This is a genomic window from Nanhaiella sioensis, from assembly GCF_046557775.1.
Lineage (GTDB): Bacteria > Bacillota > Bacilli > Bacillales > SM2101 > Nanhaiella > Nanhaiella sioensis.
Genome location: NZ_JBKAEG010000001.1, coordinates 2,074,917 through 2,101,342 on the forward strand (window position 1 = coordinate 2,074,917; position 26,426 = coordinate 2,101,342).

Annotated in this window: 12 protein-coding genes, 8 tRNA genes, 6 rRNA genes and 1 other annotated feature (1 of these 27 only partly in view); all 26 genes read right to left on the minus strand. The window is 42.2% G+C overall.

The features are described 5' to 3' along the window. Positions 1–90, minus strand: a binding site (T-box leader) (it extends 150 nt beyond the left edge of the window). 157 nt (positions 91–247) lie between these two features. Continuing rightward, positions 248–1,705 carry a glutamate--tRNA ligase gene (gene gltX, locus V1503_RS09845; protein WP_410626605.1) on the minus strand — a complete coding sequence of 486 codons (1,458 nt, stop codon included), beginning with the start codon at positions 1,703–1,705 and terminating at the stop codon, positions 248–250. A gap of 86 nt (positions 1,706–1,791) precedes the next feature. After that, positions 1,792–2,268: a 2-C-methyl-D-erythritol 2,4-cyclodiphosphate synthase gene (gene ispF / locus V1503_RS09850; protein ID WP_214483876.1), complete on the minus strand. Its 477-nt coding sequence runs from the start codon at positions 2,266–2,268 to the stop codon at positions 1,792–1,794. 52 nt (positions 2,269–2,320) lie between these two features. Continuing rightward, positions 2,321–2,995 (minus strand): 2-C-methyl-D-erythritol 4-phosphate cytidylyltransferase, encoded by a 675-nt coding sequence (gene ispD / locus V1503_RS09855; protein WP_410629420.1) that lies wholly within the window; start codon positions 2,993–2,995, stop codon positions 2,321–2,323. A 99-nt stretch (positions 2,996–3,094) separates the two neighbouring features. Beyond that, complete coding sequence (locus V1503_RS09860) at positions 3,095–4,186, minus strand: PIN/TRAM domain-containing protein (protein ID WP_320211110.1); 1,092 nt, start codon at positions 4,184–4,186, stop codon at positions 3,095–3,097. Between the two features lie 158 nt (positions 4,187–4,344). Next, the gene (disA, locus tag V1503_RS09865) at positions 4,345–5,415 is read right to left on the minus strand and encodes a DNA integrity scanning diadenylate cyclase DisA (RefSeq protein WP_214483879.1); all 1,071 of its coding nucleotides are present in this window, start codon (positions 5,413–5,415) and stop codon (positions 4,345–4,347) included. A gap of 7 nt (positions 5,416–5,422) precedes the next feature. Next, positions 5,423–6,799, minus strand: coding sequence for a DNA repair protein RadA (gene radA / locus V1503_RS09870; protein WP_214483880.1), 1,377 nt, complete (start codon positions 6,797–6,799; stop codon positions 5,423–5,425). A 127-nt stretch (positions 6,800–6,926) separates the two neighbouring features. After that, positions 6,927–9,377: an ATP-dependent protease ATP-binding subunit ClpC gene (clpC, locus tag V1503_RS09875; protein ID WP_410626610.1), complete on the minus strand. Its 2,451-nt coding sequence runs from the start codon at positions 9,375–9,377 to the stop codon at positions 6,927–6,929. Next, positions 9,374–10,471 carry a protein-arginine kinase McsB gene (gene mcsB, locus V1503_RS09880; protein WP_410626612.1) on the minus strand — a complete coding sequence of 366 codons (1,098 nt, stop codon included), beginning with the start codon at positions 10,469–10,471 and terminating at the stop codon, positions 9,374–9,376. The genes clpC and mcsB overlap by 4 nt, the downstream gene beginning before the upstream one ends. 2 nt (positions 10,472–10,473) lie before the next feature. Continuing rightward, a complete protein-coding gene (mcsA, locus tag V1503_RS09885; protein WP_320259575.1) occupies positions 10,474–11,022 on the minus strand; it encodes a protein-arginine kinase activator protein McsA in 549 nt (182 codons plus the stop codon). A 53-nt stretch (positions 11,023–11,075) separates the two neighbouring features. Beyond that, the gene (locus tag V1503_RS09890) at positions 11,076–11,537 is read right to left on the minus strand and encodes a CtsR family transcriptional regulator (RefSeq protein WP_320259576.1); all 462 of its coding nucleotides are present in this window, start codon (positions 11,535–11,537) and stop codon (positions 11,076–11,078) included. Positions 11,538–11,950: 413 nt separating this feature from the next. Next, positions 11,951–12,066: ribosomal RNA gene (gene rrf / locus V1503_RS09895) — 5S ribosomal RNA — on the minus strand. Between the two features lie 83 nt (positions 12,067–12,149). Further along, positions 12,150–15,080, minus strand: a 23S ribosomal RNA gene (locus V1503_RS09900). A gap of 355 nt (positions 15,081–15,435) precedes the next feature. Further along, a 16S ribosomal RNA gene (locus V1503_RS09905) occupies positions 15,436–16,986 on the minus strand. Positions 16,987–17,055: 69 nt separating this feature from the next. Continuing rightward, positions 17,056–17,131: transfer RNA gene (locus V1503_RS09910), tRNA-Ala, on the minus strand. Between the two features lie 14 nt (positions 17,132–17,145). Next, a tRNA-Pro gene (locus V1503_RS09915) sits at positions 17,146–17,222 on the minus strand. A gap of 11 nt (positions 17,223–17,233) precedes the next feature. Beyond that, positions 17,234–17,310: transfer RNA gene (locus tag V1503_RS09920), tRNA-Arg, on the minus strand. Between the two features lie 13 nt (positions 17,311–17,323). Beyond that, positions 17,324–17,412 (minus strand) — tRNA-Leu (locus V1503_RS09925). A 5-nt stretch (positions 17,413–17,417) separates the two neighbouring features. Then, positions 17,418–17,492: transfer RNA gene (locus V1503_RS09930), tRNA-Gly, on the minus strand. A 17-nt stretch (positions 17,493–17,509) separates the two neighbouring features. Next, a tRNA-Leu gene (locus tag V1503_RS09935) sits at positions 17,510–17,592 on the minus strand. 9 nt (positions 17,593–17,601) lie between these two features. Further along, positions 17,602–17,674: transfer RNA gene (locus V1503_RS09940), tRNA-Lys, on the minus strand. Between the two features lie 34 nt (positions 17,675–17,708). Next, positions 17,709–17,784, minus strand: a tRNA-Val gene (locus tag V1503_RS09945). A 9-nt stretch (positions 17,785–17,793) separates the two neighbouring features. After that, a 5S ribosomal RNA gene (rrf, locus tag V1503_RS09950) occupies positions 17,794–17,909 on the minus strand. 83 nt (positions 17,910–17,992) lie between these two features. Next, positions 17,993–20,923, minus strand: a 23S ribosomal RNA gene (locus V1503_RS09955). A gap of 355 nt (positions 20,924–21,278) precedes the next feature. Next, a 16S ribosomal RNA gene (locus V1503_RS09960) occupies positions 21,279–22,829 on the minus strand. The 16S, 23S and 5S rRNA genes sit together here with 8 tRNA genes alongside, the layout of an rRNA operon. A gap of 645 nt (positions 22,830–23,474) precedes the next feature. Further along, positions 23,475–24,959 (minus strand): lysine--tRNA ligase, encoded by a 1,485-nt coding sequence (lysS, locus tag V1503_RS09965; RefSeq protein WP_214484057.1) that lies wholly within the window; start codon positions 24,957–24,959, stop codon positions 23,475–23,477. Positions 24,960–25,421: 462 nt separating this feature from the next. Then, complete coding sequence (dusB, locus tag V1503_RS09970) at positions 25,422–26,423, minus strand: tRNA dihydrouridine synthase DusB (RefSeq protein ID WP_214484058.1); 1,002 nt, start codon at positions 26,421–26,423, stop codon at positions 25,422–25,424. Positions 26,424–26,426 lie beyond the last annotated feature (3 nt).

Consider the following 26,426-nt stretch of genomic DNA (forward strand, 5'->3'; position numbering starts at 1 on the left):
AAGCGGGGATATGAACCACTTTCAGCCGATGATGGTTCTCTCTTAAATATCTTTAACCGCTCATTTACTTTTCCTCGTCAACGTAATTACGTATCATTCATTTTGTAAAAAGCTTGTTTCCCAAAATATATATTGTAATTTACATATTTAATCCTTAATACTTAGCAACATCTATGCATAATAGCCTTACTTACAAATTTAAACATCGATTCATATATCTTTACTATATTACAAAGTTAAAAAAAAGTTAACTAATTAAGCTTTTTATCCGCTCTTTAATTTTTTCCTTACCGAGTAACTCAATTGCCATTGGTAAGTCCGGGCCATGTGTTTGACCTGTTGTCGCAACACGAATCGGCATAAAGAGCTTTTTACCTTTGTGTCCTGTAGATTTTTGAACAGATTTCATTGCTGCTTTAATGTGCTCTGCTTTAAATGATTCAAGCTGTTCAATCTCTGATAGAAACCCAGTAAGTACCTCATTTACTTGCTCTTCTGATAAAACTACCTTTGCTTCCTCATCATACTTGATATCTGCTTTAAAAAACATTTCGGTTAAACCAATAATTTCTGCCCCGTAGCTCATTTTTTCTTGGTGTAATAAAATTAATTTTCGAACCCACTCTCTATTTTCTTCATCCATGTTTTCCTCTATGAGCCCAGCTTTAGTTAAATGAGGCAAGGATAAGTTTACGATGTCATCGGCACTTAGATGTTTTATATACTGATTGTTCATCCATGTCAATTTTTGTTTATCAAATAAAGCAGGTGATTTTGATAAACGCTTAGCATCAAAAATATCAATCAATTGTTCCTTTGTAAATACTTCATCTTCACCACCTGGCGACCAACCTAGAAGTGCAATAAAGTTAAATAAAGCCTCTGGCAAATAACCTAATTCTTCATACTGCTCAATAAATTGAATAATCGCTTCGTCCCGCTTACTAAGCTTTTTCCTACTCTCATTTACAATTAAAGTCATATGACCAAATGTAGGATACTCCCATCCAAGAGCTTCATAAATCATCATTTGCTTTGGTGTATTTGAAATATGATCATCACCACGTAAAACATGTGAAATTTTCATAAGATAATCATCAACTGCTACTGCAAAGTTGTACGTTGGGGTACCATCCTTCTTAACAATGACATAATCACCAATATCTTGTGATTCAAAAGTCACTTCACCCTTTACCATGTCTTGAAAACGGTATGTCTTTTCAGATGGTACGCTAAAACGAATGCTAGGTTTTCGACCTTCGGCTTCTAAAGACTTGCGTTGCTCATCCGTTAAATGACGACATTTCCCTGAATATTGTGGCATGCCTCCATTTAAGGATTGCTCTTCTCGCTCTTTTTCTAGTTCTTCCTCAGTACAATAACATTTATATGCTAAATCTTTCTCTAATAGTTCATTATAATACTGCTGATAAATATCATTTCTTTCCGATTGACGATAAGGTCCATAATTCCCACCTACATCAACACTTTCATCCCAATCAATTCCTAGCCAAGATAAATATTTTAATTGACTTTCTTCTCCACCTACAATGTTACGCTTTTTATCCGTATCTTCAATTCGGATAATAAATTTGCCATCATTATTTCGTGCAAATAAATAATTAAATAATGCCGTACGCGCATTCCCTATATGTAAATGTCCTGTTGGACTTGGCGCATAACGAACCCTTATATCTTTCACCATAATTGTTACCCCCATAATTGTACATAGCAAAGTTTTATCGTTATTTTATCACCAAACATGATTGTATACAAAGCATGTCTATGTTGCTACCTTTTTTTTAGTAAAATAACTACTTGAGCAGCTATTCCTTCTTCTCTTCCTGTAAACCCAAGCTTTTCAGTAGTTGTAGCTTTTACATTTACTTGGTCAATAGAAGCCTCAAGAAGTTCAGCAATTCTCCCCCTCATTTGGTCAATATATGGGGACATTTTTGGTTGTTGAGCAATAATCGTACAATCAACATTGCCCAATTCATAACCTTCATTCTTTACTAGCTTCCAAACGTGTTGAAGTAGTAGTGATGAATCAGCATTTTTATATTGTGGGTCTGTATCCGGAAAATGTTTGCCAATATCCCCTGCTGCAATGGCCCCTAAACTGGCATCTGCAATTGTATGTAATAGTACATCCGCATCTGAATGTCCTAACAAACCTTTTACGTGGGGAATTTCAATTCCCCCTAATATTAGAGGTCTATCATCAGCAAATTGATGAACATCAAAACCTTGCCCAATACGAATCATTACCTTCACTCCCGTTACTTTATCTCTCTATGTTACTCGCTTATCGTTTAAACTACTCACCCAAAATAGCATGTGCAAATTTGATATCCTCTGGTGTAGTAATTTTGATATTTTGATAATCACCTTCGACGATCATTACTTGTTTATTTAGTCGTTCTACTAAACTGGCATCGTCGGTACCAATATATTTATCTTTAATAGCTTGCTCATGCGCTTCTTCCAATAATGATATACGAAAAGCTTGTGGCGTTTGCACTGCCCACAAGCTAGATCGTTCAAATGTTTCCTCCACTTTCAAATCCAGAACACGCTTCACAGTATCTTTAACAGGCACTGCAAGAACAGCCGCCCCGTCTTTGTATGCGGTATTAACCAAAGAATGAATATGCTCGGTTTTAATAAAAGGTCTTGCACCATCGTGAATGAGCACAATATCAACATTATGAACTGCTTTTAAGCCCATATGTACACTATGCTGCCGCTCATCTCCACCATACACGATTTTTTCTATTTTCGAAAAGTTGTTCTCTTCTACAATTTCCCTCATATATTGCTCATCTAGTGAATTAATAACTAGGACAATTCCTACGCAATGGGGGTCATTTTCAAAAACTTTTAAAGTATGGGCTATGATTGGCGTTGACTGTAATGACATAAACAGTTTATTCATACCTACATTCATTCTTTTCCCCTGTCCTGCTGCAGGAATGACTACCTTATATAACATCATGTTGCTCTCCTAACATTTGTATAGGCATGATAAAGGTTAAGGAACGTGTTCACGTCACCTATAACCTTATCATTTATATAAACTCTGTATTATATCTTATAATGCTCTTTCTAACAACTTCGGCTTAGCAAAGATCATTCTCCCAGCAGAAGTCTGTAGTACACTCGTAACTAACACATCAAGATTTTTACCTATATAATCTCTTCCATCTTCAACAACAATCATCGTTCCGTCATCAAGATACGCAATGCCTTGATTTTGTTCTTTCCCATCTTTAATTACTTGGACATTCATCTCTTCCCCTGGAAGAACAACCGGTTTCACGGCATTTGCCAAATCATTAATATTTAACACAGCTACATTTTGTAATTCACAAACTTTATTTAAGTTAAAATCATTTGTAACTACTACTCCAGAAGTAATTTTAGCGAGCTTTACGAGCTTGCTATCAACCTCCTGTATATCTTCAAAATCACCTTCATATATCTCAACGTTATTTGATAATTCCTTTTGTATGCGATTTAAAATATCAAGCCCTCTTCTACCCCTATTACGTTTTAACACATCCGCTGAATCCGCGATATGCTGAAGTTCTTCTAGGACAAATTGGGGTATGACGATCGTTCCTTCTAAAAAGCCTGTTTGACATATATCCGCTACACGACCATCGATAATAACACTTGTATCCAATATTTTTAATTTTTTATCATACAGCTCAAAATCTTCTTCATTGCCTTTTTTTGTTCCTTTACGGTTAGATATTGAAAATAAGTTAATAAGGTCGTCTCGCTTTTTAAAACCTATTTGAAAGCCCAAATAACCTAATAACAGAGTCAAAAATATAGGTATAATGGTATTGAATAATAAAAATTGGAATTTTTGTATTGGGATATTAATAAAAAAAGCAACAATAAGGCCAAAGATTAACCCTAAACTCCCAAAGACTACATCAGTTGCTGGAGCCTTGACAACAGTCTCCTCTAACCAACGTATTAAATTTACTATATAATCTACTAACCAAAATGTAACAAGAAAGAAAATAAGTGCACCTAATATGGCTAGCATGTAATGTTCTCTTAACAATGCAATGTTATCAATATTCATTAAAGGTAATACATATGGAATATAAAATATACCTAATATCCCACCGATAATGAGAAAAAATAATTGAACAATTCTTTTTAACATTCTTTCACCTCCTTCTATACATTATAAACAGTTTGCAATAATTGAAACGTACTATTACTATTATTTTTTCTATTTGTAACCGCGATGAAATATATTTGTAAAATAAAGACATCTTTCACTTAGCATATCATCCTTTATGTGATGATTGCAAATGACTACTATATTTGACGATCAATTAACAATTGCTGCTGTATTCTTTTAAGTCCTTCTTTAATTTTTCGTGCTCGAACTTCTCCAATCCCCTCTACTTCATCTAATTGTTCTACACTTGCTTTCACGATTTGATTCATATTTTTGAAGGTTTCTATTAAATTTTCTATAACGACTGATGGCAAACGTGGTATTTTATATAAGGCTCGATACCCTCGAGGTATTACACCTTTATCTATATTTGTATTTTGAGGATACCCAAGTAATTTTAAGAGTAGATAATCATCAAGAAGCTCCGAGCTCGAAAGCTTTTGTATTTTAAGTAAAATTGCATCAATATCTTCCTTAGCTTCACATGCATAATCTTTAATAAGTAAAATTGCTTCCTCTTCAATATGGGCAACTAATTCGTTCATTTGTAGACGTATTAACCTTCCTTCAGAACCTAACTCAGTGACATAGCTGATGATCTCATTTTGAATTCTCAACACCATTTCAATACGATGTAGAACTTGTAATACTTCCGAAAAAGTTACTTGCTCTTCAAATTCCAAAGCACCTAAATTGGTCATGCTTTGATTCAAAACAGAGTGATATTTCTCAAGTGTTTGCATAGCTTGGTTTGCTTTCGTCAAAATGACACCAATATCTTTTAATACATAGCGAAAGTCAGCTTTATATAAAGTAATAACATTACGGCGTTGTGAGATAGCGATGACTAAGCTCCCAGTTTGTTTCGCAAATCTCTCTGCAGTACGGTGCCTCATGCCCGTTTCAGATACAACAATACAAGAATCTGGAACTAATTGTGCATTGGATATTAAAATTTTCGACCCTAATTCATTTAAGATAATTGCACCATCCATTTTAGCTAATTCATATAAATATGATGGTGAGAACTGACAATTTATTTGAAAGCCGCCATCAACCAATTTTTTCATTTTATCGTTGTAGCCAACAACGATTAAGCCACCGGTTTTTGCACGCAATACGTTATCTAACCCTTCCCGAATAGGGGTTCCAGGGGCAATAAGCTTTAATATGTCTGCTACAATTTGCTCGCTATGCACTCTCTCCATTAACTATCTACCCTCCCAATGCATGTTGTAAGGTCTCATTAACAGATGATACTCCAATCACCTCAATTCCAGCTGGAACAGTCCATCCTCCTAAGTTTTTGTCAGGCAAAATAACCCTCTTAAAGCCAAGTTTCGCAGCTTCCTGAACTCGCTGTTCAATTCTAGAAACGCGTCGTACTTCCCCAGTTAAGCCAACTTCTCCGATAACTACATCTGTAGGGTTTGATAGTTCGTCTCGAAAGCTTGAAGCGATACTGACGGCTACAGCTAAATCAATTGCAGGTTCATCTAACTTGACTCCTCCTGCAACCTTTAAGTATGCATCTTGATTTTGCAGCAATAGCCCCACTCTCTTTTCTAATACAGCCATAAGCAGTGATACTCTATTATGATCGATTCCCGTTGCCATTCTTCGTGGATTACCAAAACTTGTTGGTGAAATGAGTGCTTGTATTTCGACGAGAACGGGCCTTGTTCCTTCCATAGAGGCTACTACTGTAGATCCAGCTGCTCCTTTGGAACGCTCCTCTAGAAAAATTTCAGATGGGTTTTGAACTTCAGTTAGACCTAGTTCCTTCATTTCAAAGATTCCTATTTCATTTGTTGATCCAAAGCGGTTTTTAACAGCTCTTAATATCCTATACGTATGATGACGTTCACCTTCAAAATAAAGAACTGTATCCACCATATGTTCAAGTAACCTTGGCCCAGCAATTGAGCCTTCTTTCGTAACATGACCAACAATAAAAGTGGCGATTCCTTTCGTTTTTGCAATTTTCATAAGCTCAGCGGTACATTCTCTTACTTGCGAGACACTGCCTGGAGCTGATGTAACCTCAGGGTGAAAAATAGTTTGTATTGAATCAATAACAACAAATGATGGCTCCATCTCTTCAATGGCTTTTGATATATATTCTAAGTCAGTTTCAGCTAACACGAATACATTCTCTCCATTAACCTCTAGTCGATCTGCACGAAGCTTCGTTTGTTTTATTGATTCTTCTCCAGATATATATAATACTTTATGTTCAGAATGGGCTAATTTTGATGATACTTGCAATAACAATGTTGACTTTCCAATACCAGGATCTCCACCTATTAATACAAGCGATCCTTTAACAATACCTCCACCTAACACCCGATTAAATTCCATAAAATCCGTATACATTCTTGGCTCGTTCGTCGTTTCTATTTTTGTTATAGCTGTAGGTTTTGTACTGGTGGAAGTAGGTGCTACATAAAACGATCCCTTCCGAGCAGATTTTGTCTGTTCAATTTCTTCTACCATTGTATTCCACGCATTACACCCAGGACACTTTCCCATCCATTTTGCTGATTCATATCCACAAGTTTGACAACTAAACTTTGTTTTTCTTTTAGCCATTATGTTAAGCTCCTCTATTTAAAATACCTATGTGTATCATATTTTATGACAATATAAATAGATCTAAAGAAGAAAAGGTATACGACTTTGCATGCTGACGTATACCTCTTTTCTTACTTATCGTATTTTATAAGTGGTTTAATTCACTAATTTCTTCAGCAAAGCGAATAGTAAACTCATTCTCAACAACATCTAGCGTAACTTTCTGACCTTTTGCAATCGTTCCTTTGAGCAATTCTTCAGAAAGCAAATCTTCAACATGCTTTTGAATCGCTCTGCGCAAAGGACGTGCTCCATACTCTAGGTCATTTCCTTCTTCTGCTAGCTTTTCCTTTGCTGCGTCTGTAATTTCCAGGGCAATTTCTTGCTCCACTAATCTTTTTGTTAATTGTTCTGTCATTAATGTCACGATTTCTTTAAGATGTTTTTTCTCTAAAGAATGGAAAACAATAATTTCATCGATACGATTTAAAAACTCCGGACGAAATGCTTTTTTCAGCTCATCCATCACTTTCCCCTTCATATCTTTATAATTTTGATTTTCATCCTGTACATTAAATCCAACAAACTTATTTCGTCTTAGCGCATCTGCACCAACATTTGATGTCATAATTAATACTGTGTTCCGAAAATCTACTGTACGGCCTTTTGAATCAGTTAACCTACCGTCTTCTAGCACTTGAAGCAAAATATTAAAAACTTCAGGATGTGCTTTTTCAACTTCATCTAGAAGAATAACTGAGTATGGTTTACGACGAACTTTTTCTGTTAGTTGTCCACCCTCATCATGACCGACATAACCTGGCGGTGAACCAACTAGTCTTGACGTCGAGTGCTTCTCCATATATTCAGACATATCAATTCGGATCATGGCATCTTCTTCACCAAACATTGATTCAGCTAATGCTCTTGCTAGCTCAGTTTTACCAACACCGGTAGGGCCTAAAAAAACAAATGAACCGATAGGTCTTTTCGGATCTTTCAATCCAGCACGCGCTCGACGTACAGCCTTGGCAACTGCTTTCACAGCTTCTTCTTGCCCAATTACTCTTGAATGCAGGATTTCCTCTAAATTTAACAATTTATCTGTTTCAGTTTGAGCAAGTTTTGATACAGGAATTCCTGTCCAGCTTGCAACAACTTTAGCAATGTCTTCTACTGTTACCTCACAGTTTTCTTGACCTTGTTTCTGCTTCCAGCTTTTCTTTGTTTCCTCTAATTGTTCTCTTAAGCGTTGTTCAGTGTCCCGTAGAGAGGCTGCTTTCTCAAACTCTTGACTTTGTACTGCTGCATCCTTCTCTTTTCTTATTTCATCTAATTTTTGTTCAAGCTCTTTTAAATTTGGTGGTGTCGTATAAGACCGCAAACGAACTTTTGATCCTGCTTCATCTATTAAATCAATCGCTTTGTCAGGTAAAAAGCGATCTGAAATGTAGCGGTCGGATAATTTTACCGCCTGAATGATTGAGTCATCACTGATTGATACACGGTGATGTGCTTCATACCGATCACGTAAACCTTTCAAGATTTGAATTGATTCCTCATTCGTTGGTTCATCTACTTGTATAGGCTGAAAACGTCTTTCTAACGCAGCATCTTTTTCTATATATTTTCTATATTCATCTATAGTTGTAGCTCCAATACATTGAAGCTCCCCTCTAGCTAATGATGGCTTTAGAATATTTGAAGCATCAATTGCTCCTTCCGCTCCACCAGCACCAATTAATGTATGAAGTTCATCGATAAATAATATGATATTACCTGCTTGGCGAATTTCATCCATTACCTTTTTCAGTCTATCTTCAAATTCACCGCGATATTTAGTTCCTGCCACCACTGTGCCCATGTCTAAAGTCATTACACGCTTATCACGTAGGATTTCTGGTATTTCATTATTTACAATTTGTTGAGCTAACCCCTCAGCAATTGCAGTCTTACCAACTCCAGGTTCTCCTATTAGGACTGGGTTGTTCTTTGTGCGTCTACTTAAAACTTCAATTACACGCTGAATTTCTTTACTTCTACCAATGACAGGATCTAAGCTTCCTTCTCGGGCAATGGCTGTTAAGTCTCGTGCGAGACTATCTAATGTAGGTGTATTAGCATTCGTAGCCGCTCCTCCTTGATGACCTGATGAAGTTTCATTACTCCCTAACAGCTGAAGCACTTGTTGACGTGCTTTATTTAAGCTTACTCCTAAGTTATTTAAAACTCGAGCAGCAACTCCTTCACCTTCTCTGATGAGCCCCAGTAAAATGTGCTCCGTTCCTACATAAGAATGCCCTAGCTTTCTAGCCTCATCCATAGATAATTCTATTACTTTTTTGGCACGAGGTGTGTAATGAATCGTTTGAGTTGTTTCTTGACCCTTACCGATTAACTTTTCAACTTCTTCTTGAATCTTATTAGATTCCAAACCAAGAGCAACTAACGCCTTAGCTGCAATCCCTTCACCTTCGCGAATAAGACCTAATAAAATATGCTCCGTTCCTATGTTATTATGACCTAAACGAACTGCCTCTTCCTGTGCCAATGCCAAAACTTTTTGTGCTCGCTCAGTAAATCTACCAAACATCATAATTCTCGACCTCCAAACTCATTTTGATTGCTTTTTTCCAAGCTTATTCTTTCTCTAATCAATGTTGCCCTACGAATATCACGTTCATGTGATCTTAATGGACCGCCTGCATATTGCTGAAGAAATCCAGGCTGTGTTACAATCATTAATTCATTTAAAATATTACTCGATATATCTTTTATATATCCGATATCAATGCCTAAACGAATGTCAGACAAACATTTAGCTGCTTCTTTTGTCTCCATAACGCGACTATGTGCTAATGTACCATATGAGCGGTATACCCTGTCTTCTAGTTGAATACCAGATGTTTTTACTAATGCTTCTCGTGCAGAGCGTTCTTGAGCAATGAGTTGCTGCACCACACTTTCTAGGTCATTCACAATATCAGTTTCAGATTTTCCAAGTGTTACTTGGTTTGATATTTGAAATATATTACCTAATGCTTCGCTACCTTCACCATATATTCCTCTAACAACTAGACCAAGTTGATTGATTGCTGGAATAATTCTACTCATTTGTTGGGTTAATATAAGTGCAGGCAAATGCATCATGACCGATGCCCTTAATCCAGTACCAACATTCGTTGGACAGCTAGTCAAATACCCTTTCTGTTCATCAAACGCATAGTCTACATGTGTTTCAATCCAATCATCCAACTCATTAGCTTTTTCCAGAGCTGCACTAAGCTGAAACCCAGGAAACAAACATTGAATTCGTATATGATCCTCTTCATTTATCATGATACTTACTTCTTCATTTTCTGATAAAATACAAGCTCCAAAAGGCGCATCTTCGGCTAATTGAGGGCTAATGAGATGCTTTTCAACTAGTACTCTTTTTTCAATAGGTTGCATTTCATTCATCGCTAATAATTCTAGCTTCCCAAAAGATTCCGGCGCTTTTTCTTCACATACCAATTTAAATAATTGAATGATCTTATGCGCTTCTTCGTTTGTTATGACAGTAGGAAACCATATATTTTCTATATTTCGTGCAAGTCTAATTCTACTAGAAAGTACGATATCTGATTCAGGGCCATCCTCACTCATCCAGGAGCTTATTGCTTTTTGTAGAAACCGCTGAAGTGACATAGTTATCCCTCCCCCATGTCTATCTGACTTAAACTTCGTTCTAAAGCCCTAACCTTATCACGAACTTCTGCTGCTTTTTCAAACTCCTCACTGACTATATACTCCTGAAGTGTTTGTTTATATTGTTCTATTTGCTTACGTAAGTGTATATTTCCACCTATCCTTGTCGGGATTTTTCCAGAATGAATTGTGTTTCCACTATGAAACCTCTTGAGTATAGGAGTTAAATGATTTTTAAACGTTTTATAACATTCAGAGCATCCAAATTTACCAATGTTTAAAAATTGAGTATAAGTCATTTTACATTTGTCACATTGAATAACCTCATTTTGATGAAATGAATTACGTTGTTTTTCTTGTAGAGAAGGTTCCATATTGAGTAGCCCTGCTATTAAGTTATTAATCGAAAAGCCTTGATTATTTGCAAGCATAAACATTTCTCCTTTTTCCTGTGCACAATGCTCACAAACGTGGGTTTCAGCTTTTTCTCCGTTGATAATTTTTGTAAAGTGTAACGTTGCAGGTCTCTTGTTACATTCTTGACATATCAATGACTTCACCTCTCCTGTCTAGATTATTAATATCATCTGAAATCCTCATACCATTAATTGTATTTTAGTGATGTCAACATCGCAATGAGTATTCTAGATCGTAATTCATCTCTATCTGGAAGGCTAATATATAAGATTGATCGATCAACAGTACTCAACATGATTTTTGCTTCTCTTTCAGTAATAACCTCTTCTTCAATTAATCGACCTATAATATTTTCAGCTATTGTTTGAGAGATTCTTGGACCAATTAACGTTAATAGTTGTTCAATTAAGTGGGTATCATCATGAGACTGCACTTTCATTATTCGTATATAGCCACCGCCACCGCGTTTACTTTCTACAATATAACCACGTTCCATTGTAAAACGTGTATTTATCACATAATTAATTTGAGATGGTACGCATTGAAATTTATCTGCTACTTCATTTCTTTTTATTTCAACAATATCTTGATCATTCATTTCTAGAACGCTTTTCAAATATTGTTCAATAACATCAGATATATTTCTCATTCAACCCCTCCTTTCATTGACTTTGACTATATTTGACTTTACATTTACTATATAGTGAATTGGAAAAAAGCGCAAGAGACTCGAATTAGCTAATTTAACAGCCCGACCATAGACTACAAATATATCCTTGCCATTTATTTAATAAATCAAAACAAGAAAAGCCTAACGCCTTTTCATAAAAACAGATGGATATGAAATGCTTTTTATAGTCTTTATACAAGAAGATGCTCCGAACGTTAGTTATATTCGTGTTTAGTTTTTATTACAAATTGCAACAGATTAATACGAAAACAACTAAAAGAAAAGATGTCATAAACGCTAGCTTGATGCAATTAATTAAGGCAAAAGCAAATTAGCTAAAAAATTGTATAGAAAAAAGCCAGAGGATTATATCTTCCTCTGACTTTTGTATTGCCTGGCAACGTCCTACTCTCACAGGGGGAAACCCCCAACTACCATCGGCGCTGAAGAGCTTAACTTCCGTGTTCGGTATGGGAACGGGTGTGACCTCTTCGCCATCGCCACCAGACATAATATATAGGAATAAGTTAATATTCCTTCAAAACTAGATAATAGACATTCATTGAACAAAGCTTGCTCTGCATTTCTAACTTGGTTAAGTCCTCGATCTATTAGTATCTGTCAGCTCCACGTGTCACCACGCTTCCACCTCAGACCTATCAACCTCGTCATCTTCGAGGGATCTTACTAGCTTACGCTATGGGAAATCTCATCTTGAGGGGGGCTTCATGCTTAGATGCTTTCAGCACTTATCCCTTCCACACATAGCTACCCAGCTATGCCCTTGGCAGGACAACTGGTACACCAGCGGTGTGTCCATCCCGGTCCTCTCGTACTAAGGACAGCTCCTCTCAAATTTCCTACGCCCACGACGGATAGGGACCGAACTGTCTCACGACGTTCTGAACCCAGCTCGCGTACCGCTTTAATGGGCGAACAGCCCAACCCTTGGGACCGACTACAGCCCCAGGATGCGATGAGCCGACATCGAGGTGCCAAACCTCCCCGTCGATGTGGACTCTTGGGGGAGATAAGCCTGTTATCCCCGGGGTAGCTTTTATCCGTTGAGCGATGGCCCTTCCATGCGGAACCACCGGATCACTAAGCCCGACTTTCGTCCCTGCTCGACTTGTAGGTCTCGCAGTCAAGCTCCCTTATGCCTTTGCACTCTTCGAATGATTTCCAACCATTCTGAGGGAACCTTTGGGCGCCTCCGTTACTTTTTAGGAGGCGACCGCCCCAGTCAAACTGCCCACCTGACACTGTCTCCCGAAGCGATTAGCTCCGTAGGTTAGAATTTCAATACAGCCAGGGTAGTATCCCACCGACGCCTCCACCGAAGCTAGCGCTCCGGTTTCTACGGCTCCTACCTATCCTGTACAAGCTGTACCAAAATTCAATATCAGGCTACAGTAAAGCTCCACGGGGTCTTTCCGTCCTGTCGCGGGTAACCTGCATCTTCACAGGTACTATAATTTCACCGAGTCTCTCGTTGAGACAGTGCCCAGATCGTTACACCTTTCGTGCGGGTCGGAACTTACCCGACAAGGAATTTCGCTACCTTAGGACCGTTATAGTTACGGCCGCCGTTTACTGGGGCTTCGATTCAGAGCTTCTCCTTACGGATAACCCCTCCTCTTAACCTTCCAGCACCGGGCAGGTGTCAGCCCCTATACTTCGCCTTGCGGCTTCGCAGAGACCTGTGTTTTTGCTAAACAGTCGCCTGGGCCTTTTCACTGCGGCTTCTCAGGGCTATTCACCCTAAAAAGCACCCCTTCTCCCGAAGTTACGGGGTCATTTTGCCGAGTTCCTTAACGAGAGTTCTCTCGCTCACCTTAGGATTCTCTCCTCGCCTACCTGTGTCGGTTTGCGGTACGGGCACCTCTCACCTCGCTAGAGGCTTTTCTTGGCAGTGTGGAATCAGGAACTTCGGTACTATATTTCCCTCGCCATCACAGCTCAGCCTTTATGACAAGCGGATTTACCTACTTGTCAGCCTAACTGCTTGGACGCACATATCCAACAGTGCGCTTACCCTATCCTTCTGCGTCCCCCCATTGCTCAAATGGTGAGGAGGTGGTACAGGAATCTCAACCTGTTGTCCATCGCCTACGCCTTTCGGCCTCGGCTTAGGTCCCGACTTACCCTGAGCGGACGAGCCTTCCTCAGGAAACCTTAGGCATTCGGTGGAGGGGATTCTCACCCCTCTTTCGCTACTCATACCGGCATTCTCACTTCTAAGCGCTCCACCAGTCCTCTCGGTCTAGCTTCGCTGCACTTAGAACGCTCTCCTACCACTGTCCGTAAGGACAGTCCACAGCTTCGGTGATACGTTTAGCCCCGGTACATTTTCGGCGCAGAGTCACTCGACCAGTGAGCTATTACGCACTCTTTAAATGGTGGCTGCTTCTAAGCCAACATCCTGGTTGTCTATGCAACTCCACATCCTTTTCCACTTAACGTATACTTTGGGACCTTAGCTGGTGGTCTGGGCTGTTTCCCTTTCGACTACGGATCTTATCACTCGCAGTCTGACTCCCAAGTATAAGTCTTTGGCATTCGGAGTTTGACTGAATTCGGTAACCCGTTGGGGGCCCCTAGTCCAATCAGTGCTCTACCTCCAAGACTCTTCACTTGAGGCTAGCCCTAAAGCTATTTCGGAGAGAACCAGCTATCTCCAAGTTCGATTGGCATTTCACCCCTACCCACACCTCATCCCCGCACTTTTCAACGTGCGTGGGTTCGGGCCTCCATTCAGTGTTACCTGAACTTCACCCTGGACATGGGTAGATCACTTGGTTTCGGGTCTACGACCACGTACTATTTCGCCCTATTCAGACTCGCTTTCGCTGCGGCTCCGTCTCTTCAACTTAACCTTGCACGGGATCGTAACTCGCCGGTTCATTCTACAAAAGGCACGCCATCACCCATTAACGGGCTCTGACTACTTGTAGGCACACGGTTTCAGGATCTCTTTCACTCCCCTTCCGGGGTGCTTTTCACCTTTCCCTCACGGTACTGGTTCACTATCGGTCACTAGGGAGTATTTAGCCTTGGGAGATGGTCCTCCCAGCTTCCGACGGGATTTCACGTGTCCCGCCGTACTCAGGATCCACTCTGGAGGGAACGAAGTTTCAACTACAGGGTTGTTACCTTCTTCGACGGACCTTTCCAGATCGCTTCGTCTACTTCGTTCCTTTGTAACTCCGTATAGAGTGTCCTACAACCCCAAGAGGCAAGCCTCTTGGTTTGGGCTTATTCCGTTTCGCTCGCCGCTACTCAGGAAATCGCTTTTGCTTTCTCTTCCTCCGGGTACTTAGATGTTTCAGTTCCCCGGGTCTGCCTTCAATACCCTATGTATTCAGATATTGATACTGCTCCATTACGAACAGTGGGTTTCCCCATTCGGAAATCTCCGGATCAATGCTTACTTACAGCTCCCCGAAGCATTTCGGTGTTAGTCCCGTCCTTCATCGGCTCCTAGTGCCAAGGCATTCACCGTGCGCCCTTTCTAACTTAACCTTAAACAAATGATCAACTTCGAATCTCATCGTCAGCTTCGTTCTTCCACTGCTCATGTATGCAAGATACACTCCGCTGCTCCAGAACTTTACTTCCTCGACCTTCTCGTTGCTAATTTGCTTTTTTTATTTGACCAACGGTCAAACCGTCATCAAATAATGAAAAAAGATTTTCACTTTCTTCAATGAATGTGTCGTTATTATCTAGTTTTCAAGGAACATCGGTAAAAAATAGCCATCGAATTTCTTCGTCAGCTTGTTGTTTACCTTCTTCATTTTGAGAGAATGTTCTCTCAAAACTAAACAAAAACAAAAGCGTCTTTTTATATGAAGTCTAGCTTCACATATTTCCTTAGAAAGGAGGTGATCCAGCCGCACCTTCCGATACGGCTACCTTGTTACGACTTCACCCCAATCATCTGTCCCACCTTAGGCGGCTGGCTCCTTACGGTTACCCCACCGACTTCGGGTGTTACAAACTCTCGTGGTGTGACGGGCGGTGTGTACAAGGCCCGGGAACGTATTCACCGCGGCATGCTGATCCGCGATTACTAGCGATTCCGGCTTCATGCAGGCGAGTTGCAGCCTGCAATCCGAACTGAGAATGGTTTTATGGGATTCGCTTAACCTCGCGGTTTTGCTGCCCTTTGTACCATCCATTGTAGCACGTGTGTAGCCCAGGTCATAAGGGGCATGATGATTTGACGTCATCCCCACCTTCCTCCGGTTTGTCACCGGCAGTCACCTTAGAGTGCCCAACTTAATGCTGGCAACTAAGATCAAGGGTTGCGCTCGTTGCGGGACTTAACCCAACATCTCACGACACGAGCTGACGACAACCATGCACCACCTGTCACTCTGTCCCCCGAAGGGGAACGCCCTATCTCTAGGGTTGGCAGAGGATGTCAAGACCTGGTAAGGTTCTTCGCGTTGCTTCGAATTAAACCACATGCTCCACCGCTTGTGCGGGCCCCCGTCAATTCCTTTGAGTTTCAACCTTGCGGTCGTACTCCCCAGGCGGAGTGCTTAATGCGTTAGCTGCAGCACTAAAGGGCGGAAACCCTCTAACACTTAGCACTCATCGTTTACGGCGTGGACTACCAGGGTATCTAATCCTGTTCGCTCCCCACGCTTTCGCACCTCAGCGTCAGTTACAGACCAGAGAGTCGCCTTCGCCACTGGTGTTCCTCCACATCTCTACGCATTTCACCGCTACACGTGGAATTCCACTCTCCTCTTCTGCACTCAAGTTCCCCAGTTTCCAATGACCCTCCACGGTTGAGCCGTGGGCTTTCACATCAGACTTAAGGAACCGCCTGCGCGCGCTTTACGCCCAATAATTCCGGACAACGCTTGCCACCTACGTATTACCGCGGCTGCTGGCACGTAGTTAGCCGTGGCTTTCTGGTTAGGTACCGTCAAGGTACCGCCCTATTCGAACGATACTTGTTCTTCCCTAACAACAGAGTTTTACGATCCGAAAACCTTCTTCACTCACGCGGCGTTGCTCCGTCAGACTTTCGTCCATTGCGGAAGATTCCCTACTGCTGCCTCCCGTAGGAGTCTGGGCCGTGTCTCAGTCCCAGTGTGGCCGATCACCCTCTCAGGTCGGCTACGCATCGTCGCCTTGGTGAGCCGTTACCTCACCAACTAGCTAATGCGCCGCGGGCCCATCCGTAAGTGATAGCCGAAGCCATCTTTCAAATAAGAACCATGTGGTTCTTATTGTTATTCGGTATTAGCTCCGGTTTCCCGAAGTTATCCCAATCTTACAGGTAGGTTGCCCACGTGTTACTCACCCGTCCGCCGCTAACCTCCGGGAGCAAGCTCCCTTTGGTTCGCTCGACTTGCATGTATTAGGCACGCCGCCAGCGTTCGTCCTGAGCCAGGATCAAACTCTCCAATAAAGTTTGATTGCTCATTTGTTCAAAAAAATTAACGTTGACGCTTTTGTTTTGTTTAGTTTTCAAAGAACATGGTGGAGCCTAGCGGGATCGAACCGCTGACCTCCTGCGTGCAAGGCAGGCGCTCTCCCAGCTGAGCTAAGGCCCCTTAATTTTTATAAGTGGTCGGGAAGACAGGATTCGAACCTGCGACCCCATGGTCCCAAACCATGTGCTCTACCAAGCTGAGCTACTTCCCGTTATTTATTAATGGCGCGCCCGAAAGGAGTCGAACCCATAACCTTCTGATCCGTAGTCAGACGCTCTATCCAATTGAGCTACGGGCGCTTATATATATAAATGGTGCCGAGGGCCGGACTTGAACCGGCACGGTAGTCACCTACCGCAGGATTTTAAGTCCTGTGTGTCTGCCAATTCCACCACCCCGGCAGCATTGGAGCGGAAGACGGGATTCGAACCCGCGACCCCCACCTTGGCAAGGTGGTGTTCTACCACTGAACTACTTCCGCAAGCTTTATTTAATTAATGCGGGTGAAGGGACTTGAACCCCCACGTCACAAGGACACTAGATCCTAAGTCTAGCGCGTCTGCCAATTCCGCCACACCCGCGGAAAATGATGAGCCATAGAGGACTCGAACCTCTGACCCTCTGATTAAAAGTCAGATGCTCTACCAACTGAGCTAATGGCTCATGATCATTAACAATATACTCTTACGAGTATTAATGGTGGAGGATGACGGGATCGAACCGCCGACCCCTTGCTTGTAAGGCAAGTGCTCTCCCAGCTGAGCTAATCCTCCAATATATAAGCCTGGCAACGTCCTACTCTCACAGGGGGAAACCCCCAACTACCATCGGCGCTGAAGAGCTTAACTTCCGTGTTCGGTATGGGAACGGGTGTGACCTCTTCGCCATCGCCACCAGACATAATATATAGGAATAAGTTAATATTCCTTCAAAACTAGATAATAGACATTCATTGAACAAAGCTTGCTCTGCATTTCTAACTTGGTTAAGTCCTCGATCTATTAGTATCTGTCAGCTCCACGTGTCACCACGCTTCCACCTCAGACCTATCAACCTCGTCATCTTCGAGGGATCTTACTAGCTTACGCTATGGGAAATCTCATCTTGAGGGGGGCTTCATGCTTAGATGCTTTCAGCACTTATCCCTTCCACACATAGCTACCCAGCTATGCCCTTGGCAGGACAACTGGTACACCAGCGGTGTGTCCATCCCGGTCCTCTCGTACTAAGGACAGCTCCTCTCAAATTTCCTACGCCCACGACGGATAGGGACCGAACTGTCTCACGACGTTCTGAACCCAGCTCGCGTACCGCTTTAATGGGCGAACAGCCCAACCCTTGGGACCGACTACAGCCCCAGGATGCGATGAGCCGACATCGAGGTGCCAAACCTCCCCGTCGATGTGGACTCTTGGGGGAGATAAGCCTGTTATCCCCGGGGTAGCTTTTATCCGTTGAGCGATGGCCCTTCCATGCGGAACCACCGGATCACTAAGCCCGACTTTCGTCCCTGCTCGACTTGTAGGTCTCGCAGTCAAGCTCCCTTATGCCTTTGCACTCTTCGAATGATTTCCAACCATTCTGAGGGAACCTTTGGGCGCCTCCGTTACTTTTTAGGAGGCGACCGCCCCAGTCAAACTGCCCACCTGACACTGTCTCCCGAAGCGATTAGCTCCGTAGGTTAGAATTTCAATACAGCCAGGGTAGTATCCCACCGACGCCTCCACCGAAGCTAGCGCTCCGGTTTCTACGGCTCCTACCTATCCTGTACAAGCTGTACCAAAATTCAATATCAGGCTACAGTAAAGCTCCACGGGGTCTTTCCGTCCTGTCGCGGGTAACCTGCATCTTCACAGGTACTATAATTTCACCGAGTCTCTCGTTGAGACAGTGCCCAGATCGTTACACCTTTCGTGCGGGTCGGAACTTACCCGACAAGGAATTTCGCTACCTTAGGACCGTTATAGTTACGGCCGCCGTTTACTGGGGCTTCGATTCAGAGCTTCTCCTTACGGATAACCCCTCCTCTTAACCTTCCAGCACCGGGCAGGTGTCAGCCCCTATACTTCGCCTTGCGGCTTCGCAGAGACCTGTGTTTTTGCTAAACAGTCGCCTGGGCCTTTTCACTGCGGCTTCTCAGGGCTATTCACCCTAAAAAGCACCCCTTCTCCCGAAGTTACGGGGTCATTTTGCCGAGTTCCTTAACGAGAGTTCTCTCGCTCACCTTAGGATTCTCTCCTCGCCTACCTGTGTCGGTTTGCGGTACGGGCACCTCTCACCTCGCTAGAGGCTTTTCTTGGCAGTGTGGAATCAGGAACTTCGGTACTATATTTCCCTCGCCATCACAGCTCAGCCTTTATGACAAGCGGATTTACCTACTTGTCAGCCTAACTGCTTGGACGCACATATCCAACAGTGCGCTTACCCTATCCTTCTGCGTCCCCCCATTGCTCAAATGGTGAGGAGGTGGTACAGGAATCTCAACCTGTTGTCCATCGCCTACGCCTTTCGGCCTCGGCTTAGGTCCCGACTTACCCTGAGCGGACGAGCCTTCCTCAGGAAACCTTAGGCATTCGGTGGAGGGGATTCTCACCCCTCTTTCGCTACTCATACCGGCATTCTCACTTCTAAGCGCTCCACCAGTCCTCTCGGTCTAGCTTCGCTGCACTTAGAACGCTCTCCTACCACTGTCCGTAAGGACAGTCCACAGCTTCGGTGATACGTTTAGCCCCGGTACATTTTCGGCGCAGAGTCACTCGACCAGTGAGCTATTACGCACTCTTTAAATGGTGGCTGCTTCTAAGCCAACATCCTGGTTGTCTATGCAACTCCACATCCTTTTCCACTTAACGTATACTTTGGGACCTTAGCTGGTGGTCTGGGCTGTTTCCCTTTCGACTACGGATCTTATCACTCGCAGTCTGACTCCCAAGTATAAGTCTTTGGCATTCGGAGTTTGACTGAATTCGGTAACCCGTTGGGGGCCCCTAGTCCAATCAGTGCTCTACCTCCAAGACTCTTCACTTGAGGCTAGCCCTAAAGCTATTTCGGAGAGAACCAGCTATCTCCAAGTTCGATTGGCATTTCACCCCTACCCACACCTCATCCCCGCACTTTTCAACGTGCGTGGGTTCGGGCCTCCATTCAGTGTTACCTGAACTTCACCCTGGACATGGGTAGATCACTTGGTTTCGGGTCTACGACCACGTACTATTTCGCCCTATTCAGACTCGCTTTCGCTGCGGCTCCGTCTCTTCAACTTAACCTTGCACGGGATCGTAACTCGCCGGTTCATTCTACAAAAGGCACGCCATCACCCATTAACGGGCTCTGACTACTTGTAGGCACACGGTTTCAGGATCTCTTTCACTCCCCTTCCGGGGTGCTTTTCACCTTTCCCTCACGGTACTGGTTCACTATCGGTCACTAGGGAGTATTTAGCCTTGGGAGATGGTCCTCCCAGCTTCCGACGGGATTTCACGTGTCCCGCCGTACTCAGGATCCACTCTGGAGGGAACGAAGTTTCAACTACAGGGTTGTTACCTTCTTCGACGGACCTTTCCAGATCGCTTCGTCTACTTCGTTCCTTTGTAACTCCGTATAGAGTGTCCTACAACCCCAAGAGGCAAGCCTCTTGGTTTGGGCTTATTCCGTTTCGCTCGCCGCTACTCAGGAAATCGCTTTTGCTTTCTCTTCCTCCGGGTACTTAGATGTTTCAGTTCCCCGGGTCTGCCTTCAATACCCTATGTATTCAGATATTGATACTGCTCCATTACGAACAGTGGGTTTCCCCATTCGGAAATCTCCGGATCAATGCTTACTTACAGCTCCCCGAAGCATTTCGGTGTTAGTCCCGTCCTTCATCGGCTCCTAGTGCCAAGGCATTCACCGTGCGCCCTTTCTAACTTAACCTTAAACAAATGATCAACTTCGAATCTCATCGTCAGCTTCGTTCTTCCACTGCTCATGTATGCAAGATACACTCCGCTGCTCCAGAACTTTACTTCCTCGACCTTCTCGTTGCTAATTTGCTTTTTTTATTTGACCAACGGTCAAACCGTCATCAAATAATGAAAAAAGATTTTCACTTTCTTCAATGAATGTGTCGTTATTATCTAGTTTTCAAGGAACATCGGTAAAAAATAGCCATCGAATTTCTTCGTCAGCTTGTTGTTTACCTTCTTCATTTTGAGAGAATGTTCTCTCAAAACTAAACAAAAACAAAAGCGTCTTTTTATATGAAGTCTAGCTTCACATATTTCCTTAGAAAGGAGGTGATCCAGCCGCACCTTCCGATACGGCTACCTTGTTACGACTTCACCCCAATCATCTGTCCCACCTTAGGCGGCTGGCTCCTTACGGTTACCCCACCGACTTCGGGTGTTACAAACTCTCGTGGTGTGACGGGCGGTGTGTACAAGGCCCGGGAACGTATTCACCGCGGCATGCTGATCCGCGATTACTAGCGATTCCGGCTTCATGCAGGCGAGTTGCAGCCTGCAATCCGAACTGAGAATGGTTTTATGGGATTCGCTTAACCTCGCGGTTTTGCTGCCCTTTGTACCATCCATTGTAGCACGTGTGTAGCCCAGGTCATAAGGGGCATGATGATTTGACGTCATCCCCACCTTCCTCCGGTTTGTCACCGGCAGTCACCTTAGAGTGCCCAACTTAATGCTGGCAACTAAGATCAAGGGTTGCGCTCGTTGCGGGACTTAACCCAACATCTCACGACACGAGCTGACGACAACCATGCACCACCTGTCACTCTGTCCCCCGAAGGGGAACGCCCTATCTCTAGGGTTGGCAGAGGATGTCAAGACCTGGTAAGGTTCTTCGCGTTGCTTCGAATTAAACCACATGCTCCACCGCTTGTGCGGGCCCCCGTCAATTCCTTTGAGTTTCAACCTTGCGGTCGTACTCCCCAGGCGGAGTGCTTAATGCGTTAGCTGCAGCACTAAAGGGCGGAAACCCTCTAACACTTAGCACTCATCGTTTACGGCGTGGACTACCAGGGTATCTAATCCTGTTCGCTCCCCACGCTTTCGCACCTCAGCGTCAGTTACAGACCAGAGAGTCGCCTTCGCCACTGGTGTTCCTCCACATCTCTACGCATTTCACCGCTACACGTGGAATTCCACTCTCCTCTTCTGCACTCAAGTTCCCCAGTTTCCAATGACCCTCCACGGTTGAGCCGTGGGCTTTCACATCAGACTTAAGGAACCGCCTGCGCGCGCTTTACGCCCAATAATTCCGGACAACGCTTGCCACCTACGTATTACCGCGGCTGCTGGCACGTAGTTAGCCGTGGCTTTCTGGTTAGGTACCGTCAAGGTACCGCCCTATTCGAACGATACTTGTTCTTCCCTAACAACAGAGTTTTACGATCCGAAAACCTTCTTCACTCACGCGGCGTTGCTCCGTCAGACTTTCGTCCATTGCGGAAGATTCCCTACTGCTGCCTCCCGTAGGAGTCTGGGCCGTGTCTCAGTCCCAGTGTGGCCGATCACCCTCTCAGGTCGGCTACGCATCGTCGCCTTGGTGAGCCGTTACCTCACCAACTAGCTAATGCGCCGCGGGCCCATCCGTAAGTGATAGCCGAAGCCATCTTTCAAATAAGAACCATGTGGTTCTTATTGTTATTCGGTATTAGCTCCGGTTTCCCGAAGTTATCCCAATCTTACAGGTAGGTTGCCCACGTGTTACTCACCCGTCCGCCGCTAACCTCCGGGAGCAAGCTCCCTTTGGTTCGCTCGACTTGCATGTATTAGGCACGCCGCCAGCGTTCGTCCTGAGCCAGGATCAAACTCTCCAATAAAGTTTGATTGCTCATTTGTTCAAAAAAATTAACGTTGACGCTTTTGTTTTGTTTAGTTTTCAAAGAACATTGTAGCTGCGTTTTTCTTGGAGCAGCTTTATTATAATAACATCGAATCTTGTCTAAGTCAACATCTTTTTTCGTCGACTTTCATCAATAATTGTCGTTGTTTCTTAGCGACAAATAATAATATATCATCTATTTTAATAACAATCAATAGTTTTTTTAATAAAATTTTAAAGAAACTTAATTAATGTTAAATCTTCATCTATAACATTTTTAAGATCCCGTTTATAAACGCTGTTACTATTTTTACTAAACTAGAATATAAAGCTGTTGTTTTGCACAACAGTCATCTTTTAATATATAGGCTCGTTACGTAAACCTCGTTACTATTTTTACTAAAAACATACAGAATGATGAGCTTTTAAAAGAGCTTAATAATTGTAAAAGTTGACAAGATATTACGAACGCTAGATTTATAAGTCCATATATCTTAGAAGAAAATCAACAATCACTGCGAAACCAGTCTTTATAGAAGAAAAGATGAATACCAAAAAATTTAGTTATATACACATCTTGATCTTTATAGGAAAAACAACATTATGAAAAAACCCCCTAAACGACAAGTTTAGGGGGAATTAACTATTTATTTCTCATTTGCGGGAATAATAGTACATCTCTAATGGATGGAGCATTCGTTAACAACATGACTAATCTGTCAATCCCAATACCTAATCCCCCTGTTGGTGGCATTCCATACTCCAACGCCTCCACAAAGTCCTCATCCATCATATGCGCTTCATCATTACCTTGCTCACGTTCTTTTATTTGTGCTTCAAAACGTTGCCTTTGATCAATAGGATCATTCAGTTCGGTAAATGCGTTGGCATGTTCACGACCAACGATAAACAGCTCAAAACGATCAGTAAAACGCGGATCTTGTGCGTTTTTCTTAGCTAGAGGAGAAATTTCTACTGGATGACCATAAATAAATGTCGGTTGTATAAGTTTATCCTCTATTTTTTGTTCGAAGAATTCATTTACAATATGTCCATATAACATATTATCATTTATTTCAACACCATGCTCTTTCGCATGAGCACGTGCTTCTTCAACACTCATTTCTTTCCAAAAGTCTACGCCAACATATTCTTTTATTGCGTCAACCATGTGTAGCCTTTTCCATTTTGGCTTTAATTCTACTTCATCATCACCATACATAACAGTTGTAGATCCGAGTACTTCCTCTGCAATATGAGCAATCATATTTTCAGTTAATGACATAATGTCTTCAAAATCTGCATACGCCTCATAAAGTTCGAGCATTGTGAATTCTGGATTATGACGAGTAGATACACCCTCATTACGAAATACACGACCGATTTCATAAACTTTTTCTAAGCCACCAACAATTAATCTCTTTAAATGTAATTCAATTGCAATTCTCATATATAAAGGGATATCTAGTGCATTATGGTGAGTAATAAAAGGTTTTGCCGAAGCTCCGCCTGCGATTGAGTGCATCATCGGAGTTTCTACCTCTAAATATCCATTGTTATCTAAATAACGTCTCATCGATTGAATAATTTGGCTTCTAGATATGAACGTTTGCTTACTCTTAGGGTTAGTAATTAAATCTAAATATCGCTGACGATATCTTTGCTCTATATCTTTTAAACCATGGTATTTATCAGGTAATGGTCTAAGTGATTTTGTTAATAATTCAAATGAAGTTGCTTTAATAGAAAGCTCCCCAACTTTTGTTTTAAAAACAGTGCCAGAAATTCCAATGATATCTCCAATATCTGCGATTGTAAAAGTCTCATACGGTGCATCACCTATCGCATCTTTTCTAACGTATATTTGGATCTGATCTGTCAAATCTTGAATATGCGCAAAACCAGCTTTACCCTTCCCTCGTTTTGTCATTATTCTACCAGCTATTTTAACGTGTACTTCATTTTGTTCTAACTCTTCCTTAGAGTAATGATCCAATGTGGAAATCAACTCTTTAGCGGAGTGAGTACGTTCAAAGCGTTTTCCAAACGGATCAATCCCGTTTTCTTCTAGCTTATGTAATTTTTCACGTCTGACTACTAACTGATCATTCAATTCTTCTGTACTCATACCAATCAACTCCAATATTATTTTTCTAACAAAAAAAGAGATTTTATATACTTCTAGTTCAAAAGAAGCGTTACTTATTCAAGGGCTCTTCTTGTTAACTCAGTTGTTATCTTTACCAAAATAGAGTAGCAAGTAATGGGTTTAGGGATTTTTTATAAATATTAAAGGCGGATAAGATATCCCGATAGTTGCATACGTGTTGCTATTTAAGAAAGAAAACAACAATCTATACGAAAACAGCCATTGTTAAAAAGAAAAACCCGACAGTGCCGAGTTAATCTGAAATTGAGTTAAGTCTAAAGAATTTAGTTTCTAAAAAGTGTTGGAACCCTTCCCCTGAAGTTGCTCGTGCCTTCTAGGTGAAAGGGTGATGCTTTCCTTCCTTTAGAAAAACTGCCAGCGATAGACTGGCAGTATATAAACGTCTTTTAGGGGTTATTATATTCCAGGCTATACTTGATGTCAAACAACTTTCGCTACACTTTGCTGTTTATTTTCCACATCATCAACGAACTTTGTTAGTAGATTTACTAAGTCTGCTCTATTATGACAATCATTTATAGCATTCCTTACTCTAGCATTGCCTTTGATCCCTTTTAAATACCATGCTGCATGCTTTCTCATTTCTTTCACCGCTATGTTCTCATTTTTTAGAGCAATTAGTCGGTCAAGGTGTAAAATACAAACATCTATCTTTTCTCGAATTCCAGGTTCTTCAATTAATTCACCCGTTTCAAGATATTTGACTGTACGGTATATCATCCAAGGGTTACCTAATGCAGCTCGTCCTATCATTACCCCATCACAGCCTGTTTGCTCAAGCATCGCTTTTGCATCCTGCGGAGATTCAACATCACCATTTCCGATGATCGGTATATTAACTGCTTGTTTTACCTGTTTAATGATATCCCAGTTTGCCTTACCCTCATACATTTGCTCACGTGTTCTTCCATGTAACGATACAGCTTTTCCTCCAGCACGTTCAACTGCCATTGCATTCTCAATTGCAAATATATGTTCATCGTCCCAACCCATACGCATTTTTACAGTGACAGGTTTTTGTACAGCATCAACGACAGCAGCAACCATCTCATATATTTTAGCTGGATCAAGCAACCATTTTGCACCTGCATCACACTTTGTAATTTTGGGAACTGGACACCCCATATTAATATCAATAATATCGGCTGTTGTGTTTTGTTCTACAAATTTCGCGGCTTCTACAAGAGTCTCTTTTTCTCCGCCAAATATTTGCAAGCTGAGCGGCTTCTCTCGTTCATCAATATAGAGCATACCTAACGTCTTTGCATTTTTATATAGAATGGCTTTATCGCTCACCATTTCTGCACAAACAAGCCCTGCACCAAATTCTTTTACAGTTAGCCTGAAGGCTGAGTTACATACACCAGCCATAGGCGCTAATACAACAGGGTTTTTCATTTGTAAATCACCAATCTTCAGCATATC